This is a genomic window from Sapientia aquatica, assembly GCF_004358105.1.
GTDB lineage: Bacteria > Pseudomonadota > Gammaproteobacteria > Burkholderiales > Burkholderiaceae_D > Solimicrobium > Solimicrobium aquaticum.
Window position 1 is genome coordinate 174,412 of sequence record NZ_SMYL01000004.1, and the last position, 21,650, is coordinate 196,061.

22 protein-coding genes are annotated in these 21,650 nt (G+C 50.6%); 1 reads left to right on the forward strand and 21 read right to left on the reverse strand.

Annotated features, from left to right (window positions below; all coding sequences use genetic code 11):
* Nucleotides 1–43 precede the first annotated feature (43 nt).
* Entirely contained in the window at nt 44–2,278 is a 2,235-nt protein-coding gene (locus E2I14_RS10200; protein WP_133328071.1) for a TonB-dependent receptor, read from the reverse strand.
* A gap of 574 nt (nt 2,279–2,852) precedes the next feature.
* On the reverse strand, nt 2,853–3,326 hold the full coding sequence (locus tag E2I14_RS10205) for an Lrp/AsnC family transcriptional regulator (RefSeq protein WP_227544698.1): 474 nt from the start codon (nt 3,324–3,326) through the stop codon (nt 2,853–2,855).
* Between the two features lie 153 nt (nt 3,327–3,479).
* Here E2I14_RS10205 and glmS point away from each other — a divergent pair, with 153 nt between their 5' ends.
* The gene (gene glmS / locus E2I14_RS10210; protein ID WP_133328075.1) at nt 3,480–5,297 is read left to right on the forward strand and encodes a glutamine--fructose-6-phosphate transaminase (isomerizing); all 1,818 of its coding nucleotides are present in this window, start codon (nt 3,480–3,482) and stop codon (nt 5,295–5,297) included.
* A 342-nt stretch (nt 5,298–5,639) separates the two neighbouring features.
* Here the strand turns inward: glmS and E2I14_RS10215 are convergent, their stop codons facing one another.
* The 19 genes from E2I14_RS10215 to E2I14_RS10305 form a co-directional block, all read right to left on the reverse strand.
* Nucleotides 5,640–6,143, reverse strand: a complete 504-nt coding sequence (locus E2I14_RS10215; protein WP_133328077.1) for a hypothetical protein — start codon at nt 6,141–6,143, stop codon at nt 5,640–5,642.
* A gap of 124 nt (nt 6,144–6,267) precedes the next feature.
* A complete protein-coding gene (locus tag E2I14_RS10220) occupies nt 6,268–6,846 on the reverse strand; it encodes a hypothetical protein (RefSeq protein WP_133328079.1) in 579 nt (192 codons plus the stop codon).
* A gap of 303 nt (nt 6,847–7,149) precedes the next feature.
* Nucleotides 7,150–7,731, reverse strand: coding sequence for a hypothetical protein (locus E2I14_RS10225; RefSeq protein ID WP_133328081.1), 582 nt, complete (start codon nt 7,729–7,731; stop codon nt 7,150–7,152).
* A gap of 124 nt (nt 7,732–7,855) precedes the next feature.
* Nucleotides 7,856–8,719 carry a DNA cytosine methyltransferase gene (locus tag E2I14_RS10230; protein ID WP_133328083.1) on the reverse strand — a complete coding sequence of 288 codons (864 nt, stop codon included), beginning with the start codon at nt 8,717–8,719 and terminating at the stop codon, nt 7,856–7,858.
* Nucleotides 8,685–8,897 carry a Com family DNA-binding transcriptional regulator gene (locus E2I14_RS10235; protein ID WP_133328085.1) on the reverse strand — a complete coding sequence of 71 codons (213 nt, stop codon included), beginning with the start codon at nt 8,895–8,897 and terminating at the stop codon, nt 8,685–8,687. Before E2I14_RS10235 ends, E2I14_RS10230 begins: the two co-directional genes overlap by 35 nt.
* Nucleotides 8,898–9,046: 149 nt before the next feature.
* Nucleotides 9,047–9,355 carry a hypothetical protein gene (locus E2I14_RS10240; RefSeq protein ID WP_206105620.1) on the reverse strand — a complete coding sequence of 103 codons (309 nt, stop codon included), beginning with the start codon at nt 9,353–9,355 and terminating at the stop codon, nt 9,047–9,049.
* Nucleotides 9,345–9,788, reverse strand: coding sequence for a hypothetical protein (locus tag E2I14_RS10245; protein WP_133328087.1), 444 nt, complete (start codon nt 9,786–9,788; stop codon nt 9,345–9,347). Before E2I14_RS10245 ends, E2I14_RS10240 begins: the two co-directional genes overlap by 11 nt.
* Before the next feature lie 9 nt (nt 9,789–9,797).
* On the reverse strand, nt 9,798–11,648 hold the full coding sequence (locus tag E2I14_RS10250) for a phage tail protein (protein ID WP_133328089.1): 1,851 nt from the start codon (nt 11,646–11,648) through the stop codon (nt 9,798–9,800).
* 40 nt (nt 11,649–11,688) lie between these two features.
* On the reverse strand, nt 11,689–12,249 hold the full coding sequence (locus E2I14_RS10255; protein WP_133328091.1) for a phage tail protein I: 561 nt from the start codon (nt 12,247–12,249) through the stop codon (nt 11,689–11,691).
* 4 nt (nt 12,250–12,253) lie between these two features.
* Nucleotides 12,254–13,420 (reverse strand): baseplate assembly protein, encoded by a 1,167-nt coding sequence (locus E2I14_RS10260; RefSeq protein ID WP_133328093.1) that lies wholly within the window; start codon nt 13,418–13,420, stop codon nt 12,254–12,256.
* A complete protein-coding gene (locus tag E2I14_RS10265) occupies nt 13,417–13,782 on the reverse strand; it encodes a GPW/gp25 family protein (protein ID WP_133328095.1) in 366 nt (121 codons plus the stop codon). Before E2I14_RS10265 ends, E2I14_RS10260 begins: the two co-directional genes overlap by 4 nt.
* 111 nt (nt 13,783–13,893) lie before the next feature.
* Complete coding sequence (locus E2I14_RS10270; protein WP_133328097.1) at nt 13,894–14,445, reverse strand: hypothetical protein; 552 nt, start codon at nt 14,443–14,445, stop codon at nt 13,894–13,896.
* Nucleotides 14,446–14,873: 428 nt separating this feature from the next.
* Nucleotides 14,874–15,440 (reverse strand): phage baseplate assembly protein V, encoded by a 567-nt coding sequence (locus tag E2I14_RS10275; RefSeq protein ID WP_133328099.1) that lies wholly within the window; start codon nt 15,438–15,440, stop codon nt 14,874–14,876.
* 37 nt (nt 15,441–15,477) lie between these two features.
* Nucleotides 15,478–16,617: a phage late control D family protein gene (locus E2I14_RS10280; protein WP_165967811.1), complete on the reverse strand. Its 1,140-nt coding sequence runs from the start codon at nt 16,615–16,617 to the stop codon at nt 15,478–15,480.
* On the reverse strand, nt 16,617–16,826 hold the full coding sequence (locus tag E2I14_RS10285) for a tail protein X (protein ID WP_133328103.1): 210 nt from the start codon (nt 16,824–16,826) through the stop codon (nt 16,617–16,619). The genes E2I14_RS10280 and E2I14_RS10285 overlap by 1 nt, the downstream gene beginning before the upstream one ends.
* Before the next feature lie 2 nt (nt 16,827–16,828).
* Nucleotides 16,829–17,782: a phage tail protein gene (locus E2I14_RS10290; protein ID WP_133328105.1), complete on the reverse strand. Its 954-nt coding sequence runs from the start codon at nt 17,780–17,782 to the stop codon at nt 16,829–16,831.
* Complete coding sequence (locus tag E2I14_RS10295) at nt 17,782–20,412, reverse strand: phage tail tape measure protein (RefSeq protein WP_133328107.1); 2,631 nt, start codon at nt 20,410–20,412, stop codon at nt 17,782–17,784. Before E2I14_RS10295 ends, E2I14_RS10290 begins: the two co-directional genes overlap by 1 nt.
* A 254-nt stretch (nt 20,413–20,666) precedes the next feature.
* Nucleotides 20,667–21,023, reverse strand: coding sequence for a phage tail assembly protein (locus tag E2I14_RS10300; protein ID WP_133328109.1), 357 nt, complete (start codon nt 21,021–21,023; stop codon nt 20,667–20,669).
* Nucleotides 21,024–21,113: 90 nt separating this feature from the next.
* Complete coding sequence (locus E2I14_RS10305; protein ID WP_133328111.1) at nt 21,114–21,638, reverse strand: phage major tail tube protein; 525 nt, start codon at nt 21,636–21,638, stop codon at nt 21,114–21,116.
* Between the last annotated feature and the right edge of the window lie 12 nt (nt 21,639–21,650).

Genomic DNA, 21,650 nt, shown 5'->3' on the forward strand with positions numbered 1-21,650 from the left:
GGTAAAACATGGCCGGAACCAATCATGGCTCCGGCCGATGAGTTTACAACTTACCGCTAAACGTCAAGAACAACTGACGTGGAGCACCTGACAATATGGTCTGGTTAGTTCCATTTGGATCGGTTTCAGGGAAACCGTTTGAACCGATTGTGGAATAGTATTTTTTGCCCAATACATTATCCACATTGAGTTGAATCGTCACATCGTGCAAGCCAACCAACGATGCTTGTTTGTAGCCACCCGATAAATTGGTCACCACAAACGAAGGCACTTGACCGTCATTGGTATAAGTGTAGAAACGCTTGTCAGTGAACTTGCTTTCTACGCGACCAAACCAGCCAGCCTGTTCGTACGACAATTCTGTCGTGAACATTTTCTTTGGTGAATCCACGACTTGCTTTCCGCTGACAGGAACAATCACGCCGCTATCGGAGTAGTTGTCTTTGTATTTGGAATCGTTGTAAGTAAAGGAGTTGAACCACGATACTTGTGGACTAATTTTCCACACTGCAGCTGCTTCCAAACCATTTGTTCCGACTGAACCAACGTTGACGAATGTGCTTGGGCAGCCAACGATACCGGCGCAAGTTGCTACGCTGATCAGACGATCTTTAAAGTCGGCATGGTAGACGGTCAACGAGCCAGACAAAGTGCCGCGGTTAAAACGATAACCTAAATCAAACGTGGTTGAAGTTTCTGGTTTGATCGAACCTTTGCTCAGGTTGAAAGCAGTTTGTGATTGCGAAAACGGACCACTTACACCTGGTTGAAACGCACGCATATTTTCCGCTACCGATGCAAACAATTCGTCTTGCTTATTCACGGCATAGCTCAAACCCAATTGCGGCAAAAAGTTCTTCGAAGCGGTCAAAGTACCTGCGGCGCGAGTTCCAACGATGTCAGTCGCATCGATAGTAACCCTCGGCGACTTAAAGCCGAAGTTTGCAGTCAAACTGTTGTTGAGCATCGAAACCGTGTCTTGCAGATAAAACTGTGTTGTTGTCGTGGTGAAGTCTTGTTGGAAAGCAGTCGCCATCGGGTTCGACAAGAAAAAGTCGGAATTGTCAGGGCCTGTGATGGCGTAGTAATTACGTGTCAAGGTGTGCAGACTGCGTTCTGCCCAGATACCACCATTAACGGTGTTTTGTCCTGCATACCAAGTCAAATCACTCGTCACACCATCGCGTCCGATTGAGTATTCGGTAGTACGAATTGAAATAGGAACGGTTGCAGACGATGGTGTATAAGGCGTGTACCAATGTCCTTGACCTTTGTCGCTGTGGTGATAGTAAGTCGTTTTTAAATCGGTTGATTCGGTTAATTTATTATCCAGTGACACACCACCTAAGTAGTCTTTGCGCAGACCACGTCCCAAATAATAAGCGTCATCCAAACTATTTACACCGCCAGTGAAGATGCCTTTAGCTGCATTCACCGCACGTTGCCAATCCGGCGCGTAATTGTCCCAATTCCAGCCCAGACGACGTGTCATGTCGAGCGACATATCTTGGTAATCTGTTTCATCGCGATTGGAGTAATCAAAGAACACGCTCAGTTTATTGTCGCCAAAATTGTGTACCAATTTAGCGTTAACCATGTCTTGATCTTGCGGACCATCGCCTTTCCATTTTTCGGCGCGTTGACGTGTCACGCTGATGTAGGCCTTGGTACCCGAATCCAACAAGCCAGTATCATAACGTGCGAACGTGCGATACGTGCTGTCGCTACCAAATGTTTGCGCGCCAGTGAGTTCCATTTTATTGCTAGGATCGCTGGAGAAAAATTGCACAGTACCACCCAAGTTACTCGTTGATGCTGTACCTACAGCACCAGCGCCTTGGGACAAGGTGACACGACCAATGTTTTCAGATGAGATTGCGCGGCTGATGTGCAAACCGTTGTTATTGCCATAGCTCATATCGCCCAACGGAATACCATCGAGCGTAAAACCCATTTGATTTTGGTTAAAGCCACGCACGCTAAAGCGTGTAGACCACTCATACGATCCGAATGGATCGGCTGAAGTAAAGCTCACACCAGGCAATTTTTCCAAGGTCTTTAACGGGCTAGTTCCTGGCAGCGCTTTAGCTAAATCTTCTTGCGTAATATTTTGAACTTGGCGAGTTTGTCCTTCACCAAAAACAGTAACAACTGCTGGCGCATCGACAGCAGTATTGGCATCGCTATTAGCATCAGCTACTGGTGCGGAAAACGCATAGCCAGCTAAGGCTTGCAACACGCAGAAACATAGCGTCTTTAAACGGTATTGATTGACCATAGTAGAAATCTCTCAGTAATTTTTTTAAAAAATTGACGAATAAAAAGTAGGAATAATTTGACTGTCGAAGAAATGGTTCACACATTGCAACTGTCAAGGCCGCGACTATATAGAAGAAATATGACGATAAGATGAATGGCGAATTAACGACTGTGTACTTTTTGCGACGGTATGCGCTTAAATGTCAATTCGACGCATTCGATGTATTAAAGGAGTGATCGCCAAAAGCATAAAGCGTGAACTATTCGAAAAACATTCCGCGTTAAGAAAAGATATTTAACAGTTGACCAGCATGTCAACGCGCATAAATTTATCGTGATCAGCGAGGGAAAAATCGAATAGCCATGCGGCACAATGCGCAGTTCAGTGACGAATTTGGTAGAAGCAGATGCAGTAATTCGAATTCATTTTTTATTCGCAGGATAAATTTAGTTAACCCAATTACTCGAAAGCCGAATTGATCGGCGCAGTAATTAACAAACATAGGACATCAATTAAAAAGGCACCCACAAGGGGTGCCTCTACAAAATTCGCGTTAATCAACCGTTCGACGATTACGTCAGGCTTGCACCGTTCACACCGCAATCCGCGTCTCGAACTTGCTGCGCAAGATCGAAAAAAAACTTCGCACATTACGCACATTGGCGTGAGCAGCAAATAATCGATGTGCCAGCGCGTGGTAGGCCGGCATATCGGCCACCTGCAAAATCAACACAAAATCCGGTCCGGGCGATACGCGATAACATTGCTGTACCGCCGCTTCCTTGGCGACCAATTGTTCAAACTCGATTAGGCGCTCAGTACTTTGCACATCCAAGGTAATTTCCACAATCGCACTCAAGCCCGCACCGACTTTGTCGGGATTCAAAATCGCGACTTGGCGCGCAATCACGCCTTGCTCGACTAATCGTTTAACTCGACGCAAACAAGTTGGTGCTGAAGCATGCACTAATTCAGCTAATTCATGATTAGTGCGCGCCGCATCGTCTTGTAACGCGACCAAAATACGCTTATCCAAATCGTCCAATTGCCAGTCATCGTTTTGCATGAATTTATATTCCATATTTAATCAACCAATGAAATTATATTCCATTACCTTTACCGTTCGATTATGTATTTCATTTGTATCAGAATTTCGACCAAAAATTTCATTTTACATACATTAGGATGCACACATTCTCTATTTTTAATGAGGTTCACTATGTGTGGCATCGTCGGCGCAGTAGCACAACGCAACATCACCCCAATTTTGCTGGAAGGCTTAAAACGGCTCGAATACCGTGGCTATGACTCCTGCGGCATCGCCTTGCACACCAATGGAGAGCTGCAACGCTCGCGTAGCACAGCACGGGTAGCGGAACTAGAAAAGCAAATCGAGCAATCCGGCTTAAGCGGCTACACCGGCATCGCGCACACGCGTTGGGCTACCCACGGCGTGCCATCGACCGACAACGCGCACCCGCATTTTTCACGCGGACGAATCGCGCTGGTACACAACGGCATCATCGAAAACCACGACGAACTACGCGCCGAATTACAAGGCTTAGGCTATGTATTTGAAAGCCAAACCGATACCGAAGTCATCGCCCATTTAGTCGATCATCTGTACCAAGGCGATTTATTTGAAACGCTGCAACAAGCAGTCAAACGCTTGCATGGCGCCTATGCCATCGCCGTCTTCTGCCGCGACGAACCGCACCGCGTAGTCGGTGCTCGCCAAGGTTCGCCCTTAATCGTCGGCGTAGGCCAAGGTGAGAACTTCTTAGCCTCAGACGCCATGGCTATCGCAGGCACAACCGATCAAATTATTTATTTAGAAGAAGGCGATGTCGTCGATTTGCAATTGCAACGCTGCTGGATAGTGGACGCCAACGGTCAAGCAGTACAACGCGAAGTACGCACCGTACACGCGCACACCGGCGCAGCCGATTTAGGCCCATATCGCCACTACATGCAAAAAGAAATCTTCGAACAACCACGCGCCATCGGCGACACGCTCGAAGGCGTCACCGGCATCATGCCTGAACTATTTGGCGACAAAGCCTACGGGATTTTCAAAAAAATCGACTCGCTATTAATCCTCGCCTGCGGCACCAGTTACTACGCTGGCTTAACCGCCAAATACTGGATTGAATCAATCGCCAAAATCCCCGTTCAAGTCGAAGTCGCCAGCGAATACCGCTACCGCGACAGCGTGCCAAATCCGAATAGTTTGGTCGTCACGATTTCACAAAGCGGCGAAACCGCCGATACCTTAGCCGCGCTCAAACATGCGCGTTCGCTGGGCATGGAACACACACTCACCATTTGCAACGTATCCACGAGCGCAATGGTGCGCGAATGCGAATTGGCCTACATCACCCGCGCTGGGGTTGAAGTCGGCGTGGCATCCACCAAAGCCTTCACCACCCAATTAGCCGCCTTATTTTTATTGACGCTAGCACTGGCGCAAAGTAAAGGCCGCATCACCGAGCAACAAGAAAGCGATCACTTAAAAGCCATGCGCCACCTGCCCGTTGCAATCAGCGCAGTGCTAGCGTTAGAGCCACAAATCATCGCGTGGTCAGAAGACTTTGCGCGCTATGAAAACGCGCTGTTCTTGGGTCGCGGCATGCATTACCCGATCGCATTAGAAGGCGCATTAAAGCTCAAAGAAATCTCGTACATCCACGCCGAAGCCTATCCCGCCGGTGAACTCAAACACGGCCCGTTAGCTTTAGTCACCAAAGAAATGCCGGTCGTCACGGTCGCACCAAAAGACTCGCTGCTAGAAAAACTAAAATCCAACATGCAAGAAGTCCGCGCCCGCGGCGGTGAGTTATACGTCTTCGCCGACGCTGATTCCAACATCATTTCTAGCGAAGGCGTGCACGTCATTCGCCTGCCAGAAAACTACGGACAGCTCTCACCCATCCTGCACACAGTAGCGCTGCAATTGCTGGCTTATCACACAGCATTAGCAAGGGGAACGGATGTAGATAAGCCTCGAAATTTGGCTAAGAGTGTTACGGTGGAGTAGGGATTTGAAGCGAGGAATTTAATATTCCTCACCATTAAAGTCGTAAATTAATGAAAAAGAAAAATGCCCAACTTAAATCCCTATTTGGGCATTTGCATTTGCTGGCCGTCAAATGAAGGTGAACTGACACATCAACGTCTTGGACAGTCCGCTACTGCGATGTTCATTTTTGCTGTCTAGATCCTGATAGGCATCATCAAAATCATGATGCTAAATTCTTGGAAGTGATGCGATACCGAAGGACCGTTGTGTGCCCATACGCGACGGTCGATGTTCTACAAAGCAGACTGTCAAACACTATCTTGGACGCAAACTTGCGATGTCGTCCCTAGAATTTTTTTCCTATTTTAAATTTAATTTCTGCATATCTAGAACAAACTGGTGGATGTTCTCTAACCAATTTTGCTGAACAACGATGGAAGTTTCAGAAACCTTTAAGAATACATAGAGGGCATTTTCCCCGAATGCTGGCAAATTACGACCTCGAAGCTTTTTAAACGGCGTTGCAAGCAAATATGAACCATCGACCTTCAAGACCGTTCCACCGGAGAGCCTAACAAGAAAAATTTCATTGAGGCACTCAATTTCAATTAGTGAATTTGTACTGGCAAATCTGAGTTCCCAAAATACAAAAAAAATATGAATAGTTAAGATCGAACCCAAAAGTCTTACAGCCACCTCTTTGTTCGCCAGTCCAAATTGCGTTAAGGGTGCAACCAATGTCGCAAGGCAAACTAATAACATCAGTGCTGTAACCACCAGCAAAAAAGTTGCTTGAAATCGACTTTGTTTCATCGCGCCTTTATCGTAGGGGCTAATCGTTAGTTTATTGTTTTCTGTAAGCATTGAATATTAGCTTGTTAAAAATTGAGGACGCTGTGTCCGCTTCAAAACCTAAGTACTTCAATTTATGCAAATTAGCTGACTCGCTCGCCGGCCGGATTGTGCCGCCAAACGACATTTTTCAACTTTACCTACATGGAACCCAGTCAGGCGGAAGCTGGTGATACGGCATGTTTGGAGCCCGCCTCGCTGATTCCTCCTTTAACCGGCGCTCTCGTCTAATTGGACCACCAATCATTGTGTTTGAATCATCACCCTCAAAGTCAACTCTTAGTCTTCCCGGAATATGATAGAAAGCGTCCCAGCCTGCGATAATTTCAAAATCCTGAATCTTCGGGTCTTCGACCCTTGTTTCACCACTTTTCTTGCCGTCCGTCCAAATTGTCACCGTCAATGTCCCAACAGGCCACTGAACGACCGAAAGTGAATGAAGTAGTTCTTTGTGAATTGCGCCAATTCCGAGAAGCTTCCAAGAACCTTTACGAAGCGCGGAACCAATCGATGAATACACGACATTGACCCTCGACATTACTGTGTTGGTAAGAATTTCTTCATTCAAGACGAGTTGCTTTGAACGGAATCGAAAGAAACCTATTTTCTTGCCTTGATCCACTTGACCGTAATAGATCCAATCGTCCTCACCAGCAATTGCATATAGTGTTCCCGGCTTTAAACTACCCCGCGCATTTGGTGCTGGTGAAAACATAAAATAGTTCCCAATATTTTGTGAATCAATTTAAGTAAAGAAATTTTTCAATTGAAATTTTTGATGAGAAATCCAGTTTTTAAGCCCGAATTGGACGATCCTTCGAATGTCGGTTACGTGCCGCAAACTGCCATCTGCTGAAGCGGCGCGAGATAAAAGTGGTGTTTTTTGTGTGATATTCGGTTATTAGTAAAGTTACACCTACCGAAATTTAATTACAAAACGTGGATGGTTCGTACAAAGAGGATGCATTTGCATGCTCTTTTAGGTTCTTAGTCGAATTGTGTTTGGGATTTGTCGGCTTTAATTAGCCGCCTTCATTAAGACTTTATGGCTGTCTTTGTTGACTAGGACGAATTCGTTTGGGCACGTGTCGAAGGTCGCTTTGTACAGTTTCGCGCATTGGTCTACCTTTGGTTCGTCCCATAATGATGTCACGCTGTCTAGAAATGACATTCTTGGTCCCATATTTTTTCCCCTGCTGACGTCGAGCACTAAATCTATTGAGTCATTTGTCGATTGGGTTGAGCAGGCGTAAACGCCGGCTGTTGAGATGTTTTTTATTTTTTCTGGGAACGGGTTGCAGGACTCGTTTAATTTAAAAAGTAGGTTCACTGCTTCTACGTGTGCTTTTTGTAAATCATCATCCGCTGCCCTACTCGCGAGCATTGTTGATCCAAAACTGACGGCAGTCAAAAGTGTCGCGACTAGTTTTAATTCTACGGACGTTAGTGATTCTACAAAACCAATTTGAATGCACAAACTGACAAACAGTCCCCAGCTCAATGTGTTGTAGGCACCAATATAGTTACCCGAATAAAGATAACAAGCGGTAACAATAACAGTTAGGGCTAATACTGAGAGCGAAAAATACAGTTTATTCATTTAATGTGGATTTGGCCGCCGTTGGAATTGTAAAGAACAAGGCCGACTGCTGCGGCCTTGAATTACAGCTTTCAACTGAGTTGGCTAGTTGTACCTTTCAGTCAATATTAATATTCACATAAAATTAGAATTCATGCTTTAAATACCTAGCGATCCACGCCACGACTTGCGGACAGACGGCGTTTCCAGCAGCGTGAGTTTCCGCAAAGTTGGACGCATCCAGTCCGAGGCAAAGCCCATGATCGTCAGTCGCTCGCTGCCGGTTAACCATCTGATTCCGTCCGTAGGCTTGAGCTGCGAGGCTCGAACCACTGATGTCAATTTGGCTGACAGCCGATCCTGCGAGTAAGGTAGGACTAGGCCATAGGTCGATTTGGCAAGGGAACTCTGACGGGCCCGTCGTGCCAGAAAATTGTCCCACTGTCGCGGCGTCAGCCAGCAACTCAATGGGAGGATGTCGACCTCTACCGGCGACCAAGAAAACGCGACGACGTTTTGTGGGGACGCCGAAATATTGAGCATTAAACACTCGCCAGTATCCCAAATACCCGCGCTCGGCAAGGGATTGGATGACCGTCTGGAAGTCTGTGCCATGGTTGCTATGTAGCAGCCCTGTGACGTTCTCAAGCACCAGCCATTGGGGCCGTAGCTCGTCGATGATGCGGGTGACTTCAAAGAATAATCCGGTTCTGTGTCCGGCAAGCCCACGCTGTTTTCCCATTGTGCTGACGTCTTGACATGGGAAGCCTCCAACGAGGACGTCAACGTAACTGAGGTTATGTTGACCGCAGGTTCGCACGTCGCCGAATTGCTGGGCGTGTGGGAAACGGTCGGCGAGCACGGCACGGCATATTGGGTCGATTTCGACTTGCCATGCGGTGGTGAATCCTGCGCTTTCAAATCCAAGGTCGAATCCGCCGATACCGGCGAACAGGCTTCCGACTGTGGGTGTTTTAGGTTCTTTGAGTGGTGTTTGGTTGGCATACATGGGCATCCTCTAAAGTTGCGTTTAGGCGGGATGCGCGGTGGCATGCTGGGGGTGTGCTCTTGGCACCGATGTGGTTATAGGTGTTCATGGTTTTGCAGCGTGGACATTTTATGGAAAGTTGAATATAAATTCCTTCACCTAGTTTTCGATGGCAATTGCCACAGCGAATTTCCTGCATTTTTTGTAACTTTCTTACAATTATGCTACGCTTCGTGCGCCCTCCGGAGGGTGGCGCGGCCTTGGCTGTAGCTGGCAGGTGTTGCTGCTGGTGCGGGGCAAAAGCGGTGTTGCTGCACCGGTTTTGTCGCCGCGTCTTTTTTACTGACGTTAGCCTTTGTTGGCTAGTGCTGGTAGGCCAGTGGCTAGGGCTAGTAATTGGTTGCTGGTCTGGTTGGCTTGTACCATCTCATTTCTGAATGATTCTACCGCGGCGCTGGTGTGGTGTTGCTGCTTTGAGTTTTCGATTAGCAAAATGGGTATCCAACTCATTGCGCAGCCGCGCTCGTTGACTTGCTCGCCTGTATTGGGATTGGTGCCGGCGAGTTCGATAAACCATGCGCATCGCTGCATCACTGCGTCCTTAATTTGTTCGCACTCGGACCCGAGAGGGCAACTGGTCACGGTCTTAATTGCCATCGATTACTCCTTGTTTAACTTGCAGTTCGGCTTGCTGCATTTCTTGTAATTTGGATTGTTCAATTTCCTCCTTGCGTCTGGTTTCCTCCAACGCATAAGCTTCCATCGCGGCAATTTCCTCGGGGCTGGGAATTACTCGGTCTGGTAAATACGACAGCGTTAGGTTTCTTGTTGCCCATTTTGCGCCGTCAAAATAGGCTTCTTGATCAACAGGGACGTCTAGCGGTGGCGCAATTAAGGTGATTCCTTTTCGTAAATAGACTTCGTCGCTGTCCATATTTTTCTCGAATTGATAGGGGCCGACATAGGTGCCCTCGTCGTTGTATTGGTAGCCTGTTAGCAGAATGGGGACGGCTCTTGTGCTCCGTTGTGGAGGTGTATTGGTTGGCTTGCTGTCCGCTGCTGGATTCGTGTTATTACTAATCGTGGTCATGTTGGGCCTTTACTGTTTTTGACAGATGATGAGGTTGATATAACGCGGTTCCCAGTTGGTTTGGGATGAGCCGTTGTCGGTGGCGCCGTCGTGCGTGTGGTTGCTCGATATACCGCCTGTCCATATGCCAGTGGTGTTGCCGATGATGCCGATGCCGGTCTGGGTGCTCCCGATTTTTCTGCCGGTCATCCCATTGACGAATTGTCTTGGTGGCCCAACTGTGTAGACATAATTTGCACCATAACCAGTGTAATAGTCCGATGACGTTGGCAATCCAAATTGATGATCATGCCCTGGGTCGTACACGCCATGCGAGTGGCCCGGATCGCCGATGCCGTGGGTGTGGTCGTTACTGACGTGTCCGGTTCGAAACCAGTGGGTATGAGCAGGAACAACATTATTGACGACCGGATCGTGGTACCCGCCAGTGTCACCGCCGCCGCCGTGAACGACCTTGAGCATACGATTATTGGTGCTATCGTCTTGCACGGTGAACCATCCTGTAGGCGCCCAATTTTGCGCAAAAGGTATGCGGGTTCCGGGTGGGAATCGGTCTTCTTTGCTCCTAAGAAGGTCACCTAGGGTAAATAGTGTGCCTTCGAAAACGCCTGCTTTCACACCTAATACGTAATAGGGGACTTCATTTGGATTTTCGTCAAAACGTAAGGGCAGCCCGTTCCATCTCTCCGAACTTACCGAGGATGAAGCCCAGTAAGCACTTTCAGCACTTTTGGCTGTTCTGGCATGGCCAACGCTTAAATTACTCGTGGCGCTCAAACGGGCCGAGCCAGCGTCGTCACTTCCCCAAACGTATCCAGTTTGTCCGCCGGGGTCATGCCAATAAAACGCCATGAGCTCAGTGCCGTTAGTGATGCGTGCCGCTATATTTGCCGTATTGGCGTTCTGCGCGTAGTAGGACCTTTCGGCTGATTCGGCGGTTTTGGCGTAACTTACTCGCAAATCTGCCGTTTTGACTAACCGCACTTCACTGCTGTCGTCACTTCCCCACAGGTAGATGGTCTGGTCGCCTCGATCAATCCATTTAAAACTGGCGTAGTCTTGTCCGTTATGAATAGTGCCCGACGCGTAGGAGTAGGCAGCGGTGTTTGCGTACTCTGCTACGTCAGACTTCCATGCGTACGTTGCGTGATTTGCCGATTCAGCGATCGTGGCGCTGTTGGCGTGGTAGGCGCTTTCGGCGGAGGTGGACGTGTCTGAATGGCTGACGTGAAAGTTCGCCGGATCATAGACGCCGCAGTCGCCGGGGACTAGGCCGCCAAATAGCCAAGGCGGCTGGCCGGTGCGGCCGACCCAGTTCAGCCAGATGTCATTGCCCTTAGCTTGCCTTACGTACATTGGGTGTGGGTTGGGGTCTTTGAGGTGGTCGAACATGACCTGATCGACATACTCGCGCGATGCCAGCGCGATGCTGGAGTCGATCAACAGGTTAACGGCTGCGGTGTTGGAGACGGCTAGCACCATGCGCACGTAGAGTTGTTTGTTGGAGCCGGCTTGCAGTGTTGGTTTATAGCTGTCGGGGAAATTGCCGACCGCAATGAGCGCGTCAAATTCATCGAATAAACCAACTTCGCGTATGGTGAAGCCGCCGACCTCTAAGGGAATAATCAGCTCTGCGACGAGACGCTTGGGGTCGTCGCGGTCGACTTGCAGGCTATTGATGTTGCCGCGCCAGCGCTCTGTTTTTAATTGCTGTTGGTCCTCGGTGGGAATGTAATAACCTTCGCGTTCGCCGCTACCTACGGCCATTTTGGTCAAGGAGAGCGGCGTGTTGACGGCCATTGCGCTTGCTAGTTTAGCGCGACCTGTTGCTGTTAGGATGGTAGAAAATTGCGCCGCCATGCTGTGTTCCTTTTGTGGTGAATCTAGTTGATTTTGTCGATTAGTCGCGTGGATAAACGGCGGCAATTTCGCCGACCATGGTGCACAGCCCTACGATGGGAATTTGGCTACTGACTGAGAGTGTTATTCGCAACTCTTGCAAGACCGAGCGCACGTTTTTGTATTCGTTGATGAGTAGGACCAAATTGTCGAACGTTTGCGCGTCGATGCCGCGATCTGGAACCGTAATATTCATCTTGAAGTGGTAAGGCTTGCCGCCATAGTCAAACCATTCGCTAATGTTGCCCTCTAGCGCTAGGGTTTCTAGCACTTGGAGGATGGCCCAGCGCGTGCCTTTGTGACGGTGCAGCTCCATGCCGCGCTTGAGGATGGCGCGCTGCTCGGCCTCATTTTGCGCGAACTGCCAGCCTTCACCGAGTAAATGAAATTGGTCAGCTAACTGCGCTAGCGCCGACGTCGGGACGGTGTCGATCATATAGACTAGTAAGGGCAACAAATCGACATTGCTAATACGTGCGGCGATTTGGGCTAGCGCGATACAGCGTGGGTCACTGGCTAATGGCGGCGGCAAAAGCGCGTCGACCAGTGGCGCGGATGTCATGCGATTATCCATGTACCATCCCAGTAATGTGTAGCCGGATCGATGTGCATTGCGGCCATTCGTTTTCGACTAACACGCGGTGTTGGGGCGCTAGGACTTTGACTTGATAGACGCCCGATACCGATAAGGCGCTGCTAACTTGACTTGGCACTAGGTCGCGTCCTAGGCCGGCCGCGCGTTCGTCGCGGTAGGCTTGCGCGGCCGATTGCGCCATCATCAATACGCTGTCGGCGTCGGTATTGTTATAAAGCTCTAGCTGCGCTTCGATCTGGTATGGAACCGCTACCGGCGCAACTACGCGCACGTAATCGGTGAGCGGCCGCACCCGATCGCTGTTTAATTTGGTCGTGATGACGTCTAAAAGATTGGCGTCTGGCAGTCCTGATTTGGTTAGCGGGTAGACCATGACAACGCCGGGTGGCGTGTCGTTGTCCGACGCTAATTCTCCATTCAATAGCGTTAGTTGCGGGCCAATAACGCCTACGTCCGCTACGGCTTGGTGCGCGCTTTTGGCATGGAAGACGTAAGCCAATTTGCTGCCCGCCGTGCTGAAGGCTTCGGGTGCTAGTCGAATCCGTTCGCGCAATGAATCGTCTTGCTCTTCCATGTCGCCGCCGCTCGTCGTGGTGATGTTGGTCACTTGCAGGCCGGCTGCGCTCATGACTTTGGAGACTAATTTTGTAATTTTATTTTTGGTGTAATCGTTGCCGCTTAGGCCGATTTGTTCGCACGTCGCGGTAAGGTCAATGGATGATTGACCGGCTCCCAAGATAGCGTCGATATCGGTGGCAAAAGTTGCGGTGCCGTCGTCGCTTTGGGCTAAGGTGCCCGCTGGGATGGCGTAGGAAGTGGATGCCGGCTTGGGGAAACTAAAGCGCAGAATGGTTTTGGCTGGTTGCTCTGGCAGACGATACACGCCGACTAACTCGCCTAAATAGTCGAGCATAGGCGCGCGCGCGAAGGCTAACAGGTTTTGCTTCGCGGCTTCTTGGATGCCTACCCGTACTAGTGTTTCGCGGTAGGCGATGATGTCGATTAATAGGCGCTCTACCTGCGCGGGATAGAGCGGCTTGCCGGTCGCGGCTTCGTATTGCGCGACCATGTCGTGGACGATGGTATCGGGGTCCCGGTCAATAAAAGCGGGTTCTGGCAAGGTGTTGAAGATGGTCATAGCGTGACCCGCGTTTCTAATTTGACGCCGTCGGCTAAGCGCGAAATTACGCGTAAAACGGCGTGGCCGATGCCGATGGCGTCAACTAGCACGCGCTCGACCGTTACCCGCGGCTCGCCATGTATCGGGTCGTTAATAGCTTCAACAACTTCGCGCACGATATGGGGGCGCGCGCGGTCGATGGGACGGTCTAAATAGTTGTAGAGATAGCAGCCGAATAGCGGGCGTAAAGGCAATGCCCCTTTGGGTGTGCCGATGATGGTGCGGATGCACTGGTTGATGTCGTCGTAGTTGGTAACAACCTCATCGGCGCCTAGTTTTGGCTGCCAGTGGATGGAGGTAATATCGGATAGCTGGGTCATGCGGCCAGAGTAGATTAACTCTGGCTTGGGGTCGTTTGCCCTAGTTCAAATTGAAATCGATAGTTAGTCGATTCATTGAGTATATTCACTGCGAGCGCTTTGTCGTGGCGCTCATTCGATGTCAATATTCTGTTCCGCTACGTGTTTCTTTAAATTGTCCGGCAAATTAGGTAGTTGGGCAATTGCATGTCTTTCTTGGATGACTATTTTCTGCACTTCATAATCTGGGCAGAAGATTTCCACAAGGACCCTATTCAACGATTCGAATGCTTTTATATATCTACTTTCATCGTGGGCTAACTTAACCACGATACCTCGCAACTGGTCCCTAGTTCGCGCCACCAACTCCACGCCAATATACCTTTCGATTTCACCTAAACTAGCGAAATTATTCTCTCCTAATTGGGATGTCGCCATTTTTTTTTGCTTTTCTAACGCACTTTCATTAAATTCTGAAAGGCCAGACATTAGGTCTAAATAGGCGCGTTCTGCAAGCTGCAATCGGGTAAAAACCTCTCTGCCGCTTTGTATCGATAAAAGAAAAGCCAATGATTTGTAGTCAAATACATTGGATGAGTTGAAGTCATAACTAATCGGTTTGGCTAGCACCCATTCTGGTTCGCCATTCAATTTGGTATTGATATCGTCGAGAGATTTATACATTGCTCTTCGAACGTTAAGAAAGTCGTCTAGCTGGGACCGAATTAAGAACAGAGCGCGGTATCCGGCGGATAGGTTGTCTCTGCTAATTGCTTTGTTTTGAAAGTACTGATTCGATATAAATGCGAGGAATGCACCGGCAAAAGACCCAATTAAGGTTTTTATGACGTCCCACTGAAAAGAGCTGGGCAAATTATCTTGTAGGCCCAACATGGATTGCGACAGCGTTAATATCGTCAGCGAATCAATGATCGCGCAGATGCAGAAAAATAGAAAACACGATACCTCGATAACTTTCATATGGCCCGATAGTCTCGCTGGATAAATTACTGGTTTTTATTAAATGGGAGTATGAAGCGCTTTCATGTTACCGCGCCGCGTTTTGTTATTGGATTGTAACCCGCAACATTACAAAATGGAAACTATACTGGTTAGCTCTTATTTGCCGCCCAGGTATTTTCACTACCAGACCTAACCCCGCCATGGGAGTGCTTGGAAACGCTCACGCCATTTGCCACGACATCGCCGTTAGGCGCTTTTAGACTGCCGTTGGCGATGGTAATGTCACCTTTTTCGATGGTGACATTGCCAGTCACTTTAATGCCGCCGTCTGCGGTAATTGACATCGTCGCGCCTGCCGGTAGTCTTAAGTCGAAATGATGAGTCTGGCGGTCATATTCGATTACTGCGCCGTCGGCAAAGGTCACGTTGCGTTTGTCTTTGGAGGTGACGGATGGCTTGTCGATGTCAGAGAAGACCGCGCCTAGGACCCAGCCGTCTTCGCCAAAGGCGTCCATTAACACGGCTACTTGCTCGCCTACGTCGGGTAACCAGTAGTCTTTATCTTTTAGTGATTTACGCGCTAGGACGCTAAGCCAGAACGATTCTAGGTTGTCTAGCTCGGGGAATATAACGCGGACTTTGTGCCGCGCTGGGTCGATGTCGCTGACGAGGCCGTTGCGGGCGGTGACGCCGAATTCTTGTTGGGTTGAGCTCATTGTTTCCTGATTAGTTGGTGCCGCACTTGCTCGACAATTATTTTTTGACCTTGGCGATTTGGTCTACTACTTTGACCTCGCCGCCGGATTTACCGTAGACCTTGAGTGTGTTTTTTGCGCCTGCTTTGCCGGCGGCTTCGCCGGGTACGACGCGCTTTAATTCCAGCGCCATGGTGTAGCCGTTACTGCGGCTAATCGTGTGGGCGGCTTTGGTGCAGGTGTATTTACCTGAAAGGAGGCCTAGTCCATGTAAGCCGATCGCCATACCGGCGCGCAGCAATGGGTCGCCCGGTAAGGTGATGTTGGCGACGGTGCGCTCTAGTTGTTTGAGTTCCAGGTGAGATTGGGCTAGCGATGCGGCGACTTCTTTGGTGGTGGCACGTTGTTTTTTTTGCGCGTGGTCGGCGCTGCTGGTTTTGCCGGCGGATTTGTCGCCGAGGACTGTAGTCTGGCCATCTTTGACGCCGTAGGTGACTAATTTTTTGCTGTTGGGGTCGTGATAGCTGGTCGAGCCGCTGGCTGGGACGTCGCCGACTTGGTCGGTCACGTTCCACGTTGTGAGGTCACTAAGCGCGTAACTGCGCAGCGCGTCTTTGGTGTGCAGCGCGGAGCGCTTGATAAAAATGAGTTCTTTCTCCACCGCTTGGACGCGCACCGCGTAGCCGTGTTGGGTGGCTATTTTTTGCAAGAACGCCAAATCAGTTTGACCATATTGGGTGACCCGATCTAATGGCAAAGGGTCGATTTCGCCGATGAGTTTAAAGCCGTGTTTTTGGGCTAATTGCTCAGCAATTTTCTTTAGCGTGGTGTTTTCAAAACCCTGATTGCTGCGGGTGCGCACGGGTGTTTGTGAGGAGGCTGAGCGGGCGCGAATGGACACCGTAGATGGCGGGCCAGATAGACTAATTTCGTCAATGGTGGCGCTGGGGACTGGTATTAATGCCTCGCCAGCGTAGCCAAAAGATAGCTTTAGAGCTGCGCCTTTTTGTGGGTAAAACGGCGTATTGAGCCAGCGTCCGTCGACGTCTTCTAGCTCGACTTCAAGTTCGTCCGACTCGCCCGATAGTTGATGCGTCCACGTAATTTGAATTAAGTTACTGGAAATATCCTTGGTCATGTTTTTGCCGTTATAGAGCAGCAAAAAATCTGGCGCTTTGGGCTTGGTATTGTTGCTCATTAGCGCGCCCATTCGGGGATGTTTTCCGCGGTTAACTCTTGTTGCTCGACGATGGGAATGGATAGGCTCAGGCCCGCGGCTAAAGTGGTGCCGATGGGAATATGCGGGTTAGCTTCGATCAGTAATGGCGTGAGGCTGACGCGTCGGTAATAGTGCCACGCTAGTTGGTCCCAGCGTTCGCCCTCGATGGTGATGTGGGTTAGCTTCATGATTAATGGCGTAGGATGACGTGGGTGGCTAGTGCGGCCAGCGGGGATTGGATTAAGGCCCCTGCGGTATTGAGTTGGCGCGTGATTGCGCCGATCTGACCGCCTAGTGACGCATTGAGACTAAGGCTTTTAATTGCGCCTAGGCCGCTGTTGATATTGGACAATTGCTGGCTGATGGTGCCGGCGTCTGCGCCGATGGTGGATGCGCTGCCGAGCTGCGCAAACGCGCCGATTGTCGCCGTGGCCGAACGACAGGTCGTTTGAAGGTTGCTGCTCCATCTTTGAACGTCAGATAATGCGCCGCTGGCGCTGGCGAGTTGATTTGTGTTGGCGGCGGCTTGTTTTAATTGATCTAGGCTGGCGCTGATCGCGCCCGCGCCCGATAGCGTGGCTTTGGTTTGCGCGATACCTAGTGCTAAGCCATCTACGCGTGGCAGCGGCGCGCCCGGCGGTAAGCCCGCAAGTGATGCACTAATTTGCGGTAACGATGGCGGCGCTGGCCGCCTGGTTAGTTCGGTTGGCAGCGGTAATGGCGTGCCGGCGACGACGACGGCTGGCGGAGCGGCGCTGCGACCGTCGCCGACAAATTCGCGCAAGGTGAGCGTCGCCTCGACGGATTGGAGCGTGCCGCCCATATCGGTTTGACGCGCCGTGGCGGGCAGTTCGGTGATCACAAAACGGCCTTTGTAGTCGCCATTGCCGAAGGTGAGCGCCATGGCTTCGTGGCTGGCTTGCGCGGCTTTTAGTCGCAGTAGCTCGGCTTCCGGGTTACAGAAGCCGATGTCGAAGCGGCAGTCTAGTTTGATTTCATCAAGGGCGTCGCCGACAAATTGCAAGCGTGGCTTGCGGCCGATCAACGCATGCTCGGCGTAGTTGGCGGCGAACTTGATTTCAAAGCCGTCAAAATAAGTTAGTAGGTCAAATTCAATATCGCCCAGGGTTGCGTAGAGCGCCATTAGGTTTCTCCATAGCCGCGCCGGCGGTTGCGGGTTTCGTATTGCTTCATCATGGCTTCGAATTCAGCAAACGAGATCGCCATGGCGGATTTGACTTGATCTGCCACGTCCGCGCCGCCGGGTATGTTGATGACGGGGGCAAAGGTAATTTGAGTCGCGCCGCCTGCTGGGGTAGCGTCGGGGAAATTAAGTGCGTCATTAGCCGCGCCGTAAGGAACGGCGGTTAAGGCGGATAGATCGATGCCTGGGGTGTCTGAGTTGGGCTTGCTGAATTTGGTCACTTCCGTTTGCGTATACCGCATTGACGGCGGGTTCAGCGCGCCCAGATCGTTGCGCTTATCTACGTCTAGATTTGGCGCGATCGGTTGACCGTAACCATCAAGCGTGGCTTGCGCTAATTGCGCCGATGCCGTGGCGGCTAGGTCGATGCCGTCTCGAATGCCAGCGGCCGCGCCTTGAGCGATAAACAAGCCTAACCCGGTAAAAACGACCGATGGCGACGCAATACCTAGGGCAGATTTAAAGGTACCGACTACGCTGTCGGCTAGGCTCGACAACACCTCACCGACGCGCGCAAAACCGGACGTGATCCCGCTAATGAGCCCGTCGATAAGCATGCCGCCCATGCTTTGGAACTTGTCGGGAAGCGAACTGAACCAGCTCATTAGATCGTTGAAGCCAGTTTTTAGGCCGGCCCATAGGTCGCTAATTAAATTGATCGCGCCTTTGATGACTATGCCTAGGCCGATAACGGGGCTCAGTAATACTTTAAACGCCGTGCCTATCCATTGTCCTACTGACTTCCCTTGTTGGCCAAAAGCGGCCAGTTCCTCGGTCGCGTATTGGGTCGGACCAAACAACTCCTTAACCCAATTGATTACGCTAGAAAATAGTTCGCCTATCGGCGCTAAGGCGGTGCTGATGTCCCCAAATAGATCACTAAAGATGGCGGACACAGGCGCTAAGGCTTCGCTGATGCCGCTCATGACGCCGCTAAAAAATGCCTTGATCGGTTCCCAATATTTATAAATTAGGAGCGCGGCTGCGGCGATGCCGGTGATCATGAGTCCGATCGGATTTAGGCGGAAGATGTTACCGACCTGCGCCATGGTAGTGCCTGCGACCTTTAATCCCGCGGACAAGGAGCCTGAGGCGGCCGCGCCAGCGCGTCTCATTATGTCGCCCATACCAGCCCATTGTTTGGCGGGCGCGGCTGTGCCGCCTAGCGAACCGAACCCGCTGGCGGCGATGCTTTTGGCCTTAAATAAGTTGGGGATAAGGTCAGAGCGCAGCGCGGTCGATGAGGCTAGTGAGGCTGCTTTAAACGCGACTATGCCTAGCGTTAGCGCGGCAATGGCAGTGACGCCGCCCTTATGCTGATCAACGAAGCCAATGAGTTTTTCTATGCCGGCCGACAATAGGCCAGCTATCGGCGCTATGGCGGGTAGAAAGACGTCGCCGACGGTTTTACCGAGATTGCTTAATGTGCGGCCAAGTTGTCCTATTTGCTCCGAGGCCGATTCCGTGCGTAGGTCAAAGATACCGTCCAACGCGCCTTTGGATTGCTCTGGCGAGGCATTGGCTAGTGCTTTGGCCTGGTCTTTTTGACCGTAGTTGGAGAGCGCGAAGCGCGCGGTATCGGCGTCCCGAAAAATCTCACCTAAGCCTAGTTGTTCGATTTGGCGTTTGACTGAGCCGTCTTTGTCGCCTGCCATTAATTTTTGTTGCTGGGTTTTGTCTAGCTTATCGCGCAATACCGAGCCGGCCAGCTCAATTGAGGCTTCGTATTTCGACATGCCGTCGGCTTGCAGCGTCGCCATGGAGCCGGCATAGTCCACGCCAGTGTTAGCGTAGGAGCTGGCGACGCGGGCGCTGTCCATGCTCTCTAACCAGCCTTTTAAGCCTGCTTTGGCGCTCTCCGCGCCCATGGTTTTTTCCGCGATTTGCAGACCTGCTGCTAACTCGCCTACCGCGTTCTCGCCGGTGATGCCAGATTTCTTAATGGTTTCTTCTAATTCGGCAAAAGTAGAGACCAGCATCGACGGCGAGAATACGCCTTGCTGACCGATGTGGACTAACTTGTCCATGCTTTCTTGCATGGCGACTTGGCCCGAGACGCCCATCGTGCGCATAGTAATTACCGCGCCGGCGGCCTGATCCATGGTAGTGCGTAGCGCGGTGGTGGTCTTACCCAGTAGGCCGATGTAGGCGGCGTTTTCTTCGGCTGAGCCGCCGTCCTTGGTCAGCGCATTCACGCCGCTCGCTAGCTTGTCGCGGTCTTGGTAGGTGGCGGTAGATTGAGCCGTGATGGCGTTGCCAATCATGGCTTCTTGCTCAACGCTGATTTGGCCGTTGATGCGAATGTCGCGCAATTGATCGGCAAAATCCACAGACGCGCGGATTGCGCTGACTAGAGATAAGACCGACGTTAAGCCGGCAATTAATGGCGCGACGGTATTGCCGGCGAATGCGTTTTTTAGACTACTGCCTAAGGCCGTCGATTCGGCGCTAACGCTGTGCATGGTTGCCCCGACGTCGGCGACTTGGCGTTTGACGCCGCCCAAGGCACTGCCGACCGATGACGCTGTTTTTGCGCCTATTGTTAGTCCGACGTTGAGTTCTTTGGTCATGGCTTTTGTAGGGCTCTCACTTGTTGAGTTAACGCGGGCAAATTGGGGGCGATGCGCTTTGGCGTGATGCGTAGTGAAGCTAGTTTTTTATTTCGCGGGAAACTAGCAAAACCCTCCTCGCGGTTTATCTGCGGCAACCAAATCACTACTGAATGCGTTACTTTTGTTTTGCCTTGGTAATGGCTTTTTGGCGTGCGTCGTTCTGTTGTTGCGCTACGCTAAACCAATGCCAATAATCTTGCATATCGAGCGCGTCAATTTCCGACGGCATCAGTTTGAGCACTAGCAGAAGCCATTCGTCCATCAGTTGAAACGTCTTTGGGCTTTTCAGTTTGGTCACGCATTTGTCGAAACGTTTTGGCCAAGACTTCGTTATCGGCGACATCGAGTTTGTCTAAATCTTCGGTGACGAGTCCGGTCAAATTCATAAATAAAATGTCTTCTTGATCGATGGCATCTTTGCCACTGCGCTGGGCTAGTTTGATGTCGCGTCGCGTCGGCCGGCGCATGGTGACTTCGTGGATCATCTGGCCTAACCCAGAGAGAAACGGATAGTGCAATGGGATGGTGATGGCCCCGGCTGGCTTGGGTGGATTGGCTGGGTCGTACATAAAAAAAGCTCCCTTCAATAAGTGAGCTTTGATGATGCCGCAATGAACGAGGCGCGTCGTTTGAACGCGGGCAAATTTGGTTCTTACCTATTACCCGCCGATATTATTGCGGTAAGCGCCTAATTGATCGACGCCGCCTACCTTGTAGATGTTGGATAAAAAGTCGATTTCTAAAATTTCTTCGCCGTCGAAAATTTGCTTGACGAAGGTCGCAGTATAGGAGGACGAAAACTCGGCATTCTCTAAATGTTTAAAGTCGCCTAGCGGATTTTTATGAAAAGACACAGTCATGATAGTGACGAGTTCTTTTTCGGCGCTGCGTCCAGTGGAATCGAATTTGTCGACGCTGGAGCGGCATTGAAGTTGGACGCTTTGCATTGGGTTGGCCATGTGCTTGGCGGCTTCAGGATAAAAACTGTTCCAGACGATGTCGCCTTCTAAAGGCTCAAAGCCTCCCGATGGTAGTTTGAGTTTGCCGATCATACCCAGGCTTTTGCGCTCTGCCATGATGGCGGTCACTTCGGGTAGTTTGATCGAGGCGGCGCGACCTAAAAGGTTGACGCCGTCGATGTAGACGTTGGCATTACTAATGTTGTTGAGTGAAATTTTTGACATGGTGTCTGTCCT

Excerpts from the sequence above, each read along its gene's own strand:
- E2I14_RS10200 (WP_133328071.1), bottom strand. The coding sequence starts at position 2,278 with ATGGTCAATCAATACCGTTTAAAGACGCTATGTTTCTGCGTGTTGCAA.
- E2I14_RS10205 (WP_227544698.1), bottom strand. The coding sequence starts at position 3,326 with ATGCAAAACGATGACTGGCAATTGGACGATTTGGATAAGCGTATTTTG.
- glmS (WP_133328075.1), top strand. The coding sequence starts at position 3,480 with ATGTGTGGCATCGTCGGCGCAGTAGCACAACGCAACATCACCCCAATT.
- E2I14_RS10215 (WP_133328077.1), bottom strand. The coding sequence starts at position 6,143 with ATGCTTACAGAAAACAATAAACTAACGATTAGCCCCTACGATAAAGGC.
- E2I14_RS10220 (WP_133328079.1), bottom strand. The coding sequence starts at position 6,846 with ATGTTTTCACCAGCACCAAATGCGCGGGGTAGTTTAAAGCCGGGAACA.
- E2I14_RS10225 (WP_133328081.1), bottom strand. The coding sequence starts at position 7,731 with ATGAATAAACTGTATTTTTCGCTCTCAGTATTAGCCCTAACTGTTATT.
- E2I14_RS10230 (WP_133328083.1), bottom strand. The coding sequence starts at position 8,719 with ATGTATGCCAACCAAACACCACTCAAAGAACCTAAAACACCCACAGTC.
- E2I14_RS10235 (WP_133328085.1), bottom strand. The coding sequence starts at position 8,897 with ATGCAGGAAATTCGCTGTGGCAATTGCCATCGAAAACTAGGTGAAGGA.
- E2I14_RS10240 (WP_206105620.1), bottom strand. The coding sequence starts at position 9,355 with ATGGCAATTAAGACCGTGACCAGTTGCCCTCTCGGGTCCGAGTGCGAA.
- E2I14_RS10245 (WP_133328087.1), bottom strand. The coding sequence starts at position 9,788 with ATGACCACGATTAGTAATAACACGAATCCAGCAGCGGACAGCAAGCCA.
- E2I14_RS10250 (WP_133328089.1), bottom strand. The coding sequence starts at position 11,648 with ATGGCGGCGCAATTTTCTACCATCCTAACAGCAACAGGTCGCGCTAAA.
- E2I14_RS10255 (WP_133328091.1), bottom strand. The coding sequence starts at position 12,249 with ATGACATCCGCGCCACTGGTCGACGCGCTTTTGCCGCCGCCATTAGCC.
- E2I14_RS10260 (WP_133328093.1), bottom strand. The coding sequence starts at position 13,420 with ATGACCATCTTCAACACCTTGCCAGAACCCGCTTTTATTGACCGGGAC.
- E2I14_RS10265 (WP_133328095.1), bottom strand. The coding sequence starts at position 13,782 with ATGACCCAGCTATCCGATATTACCTCCATCCACTGGCAGCCAAAACTA.
- E2I14_RS10270 (WP_133328097.1), bottom strand. The coding sequence starts at position 14,445 with ATGTATAAATCTCTCGACGATATCAATACCAAATTGAATGGCGAACCA.
- E2I14_RS10275 (WP_133328099.1), bottom strand. The coding sequence starts at position 15,440 with ATGAGCTCAACCCAACAAGAATTCGGCGTCACCGCCCGCAACGGCCTC.
- E2I14_RS10280 (WP_165967811.1), bottom strand. The coding sequence starts at position 16,617 with ATGAGCAACAATACCAAGCCCAAAGCGCCAGATTTTTTGCTGCTCTAT.
- E2I14_RS10285 (WP_133328103.1), bottom strand. The coding sequence starts at position 16,826 with ATGAAGCTAACCCACATCACCATCGAGGGCGAACGCTGGGACCAACTA.
- E2I14_RS10290 (WP_133328105.1), bottom strand. The coding sequence starts at position 17,782 with ATGGCGCTCTACGCAACCCTGGGCGATATTGAATTTGACCTACTAACT.
- E2I14_RS10295 (WP_133328107.1), bottom strand. The coding sequence starts at position 20,412 with ATGACCAAAGAACTCAACGTCGGACTAACAATAGGCGCAAAAACAGCG.
- E2I14_RS10300 (WP_133328109.1), bottom strand. The coding sequence starts at position 21,023 with ATGTACGACCCAGCCAATCCACCCAAGCCAGCCGGGGCCATCACCATC.
- E2I14_RS10305 (WP_133328111.1), bottom strand. The coding sequence starts at position 21,638 with ATGTCAAAAATTTCACTCAACAACATTAGTAATGCCAACGTCTACATC.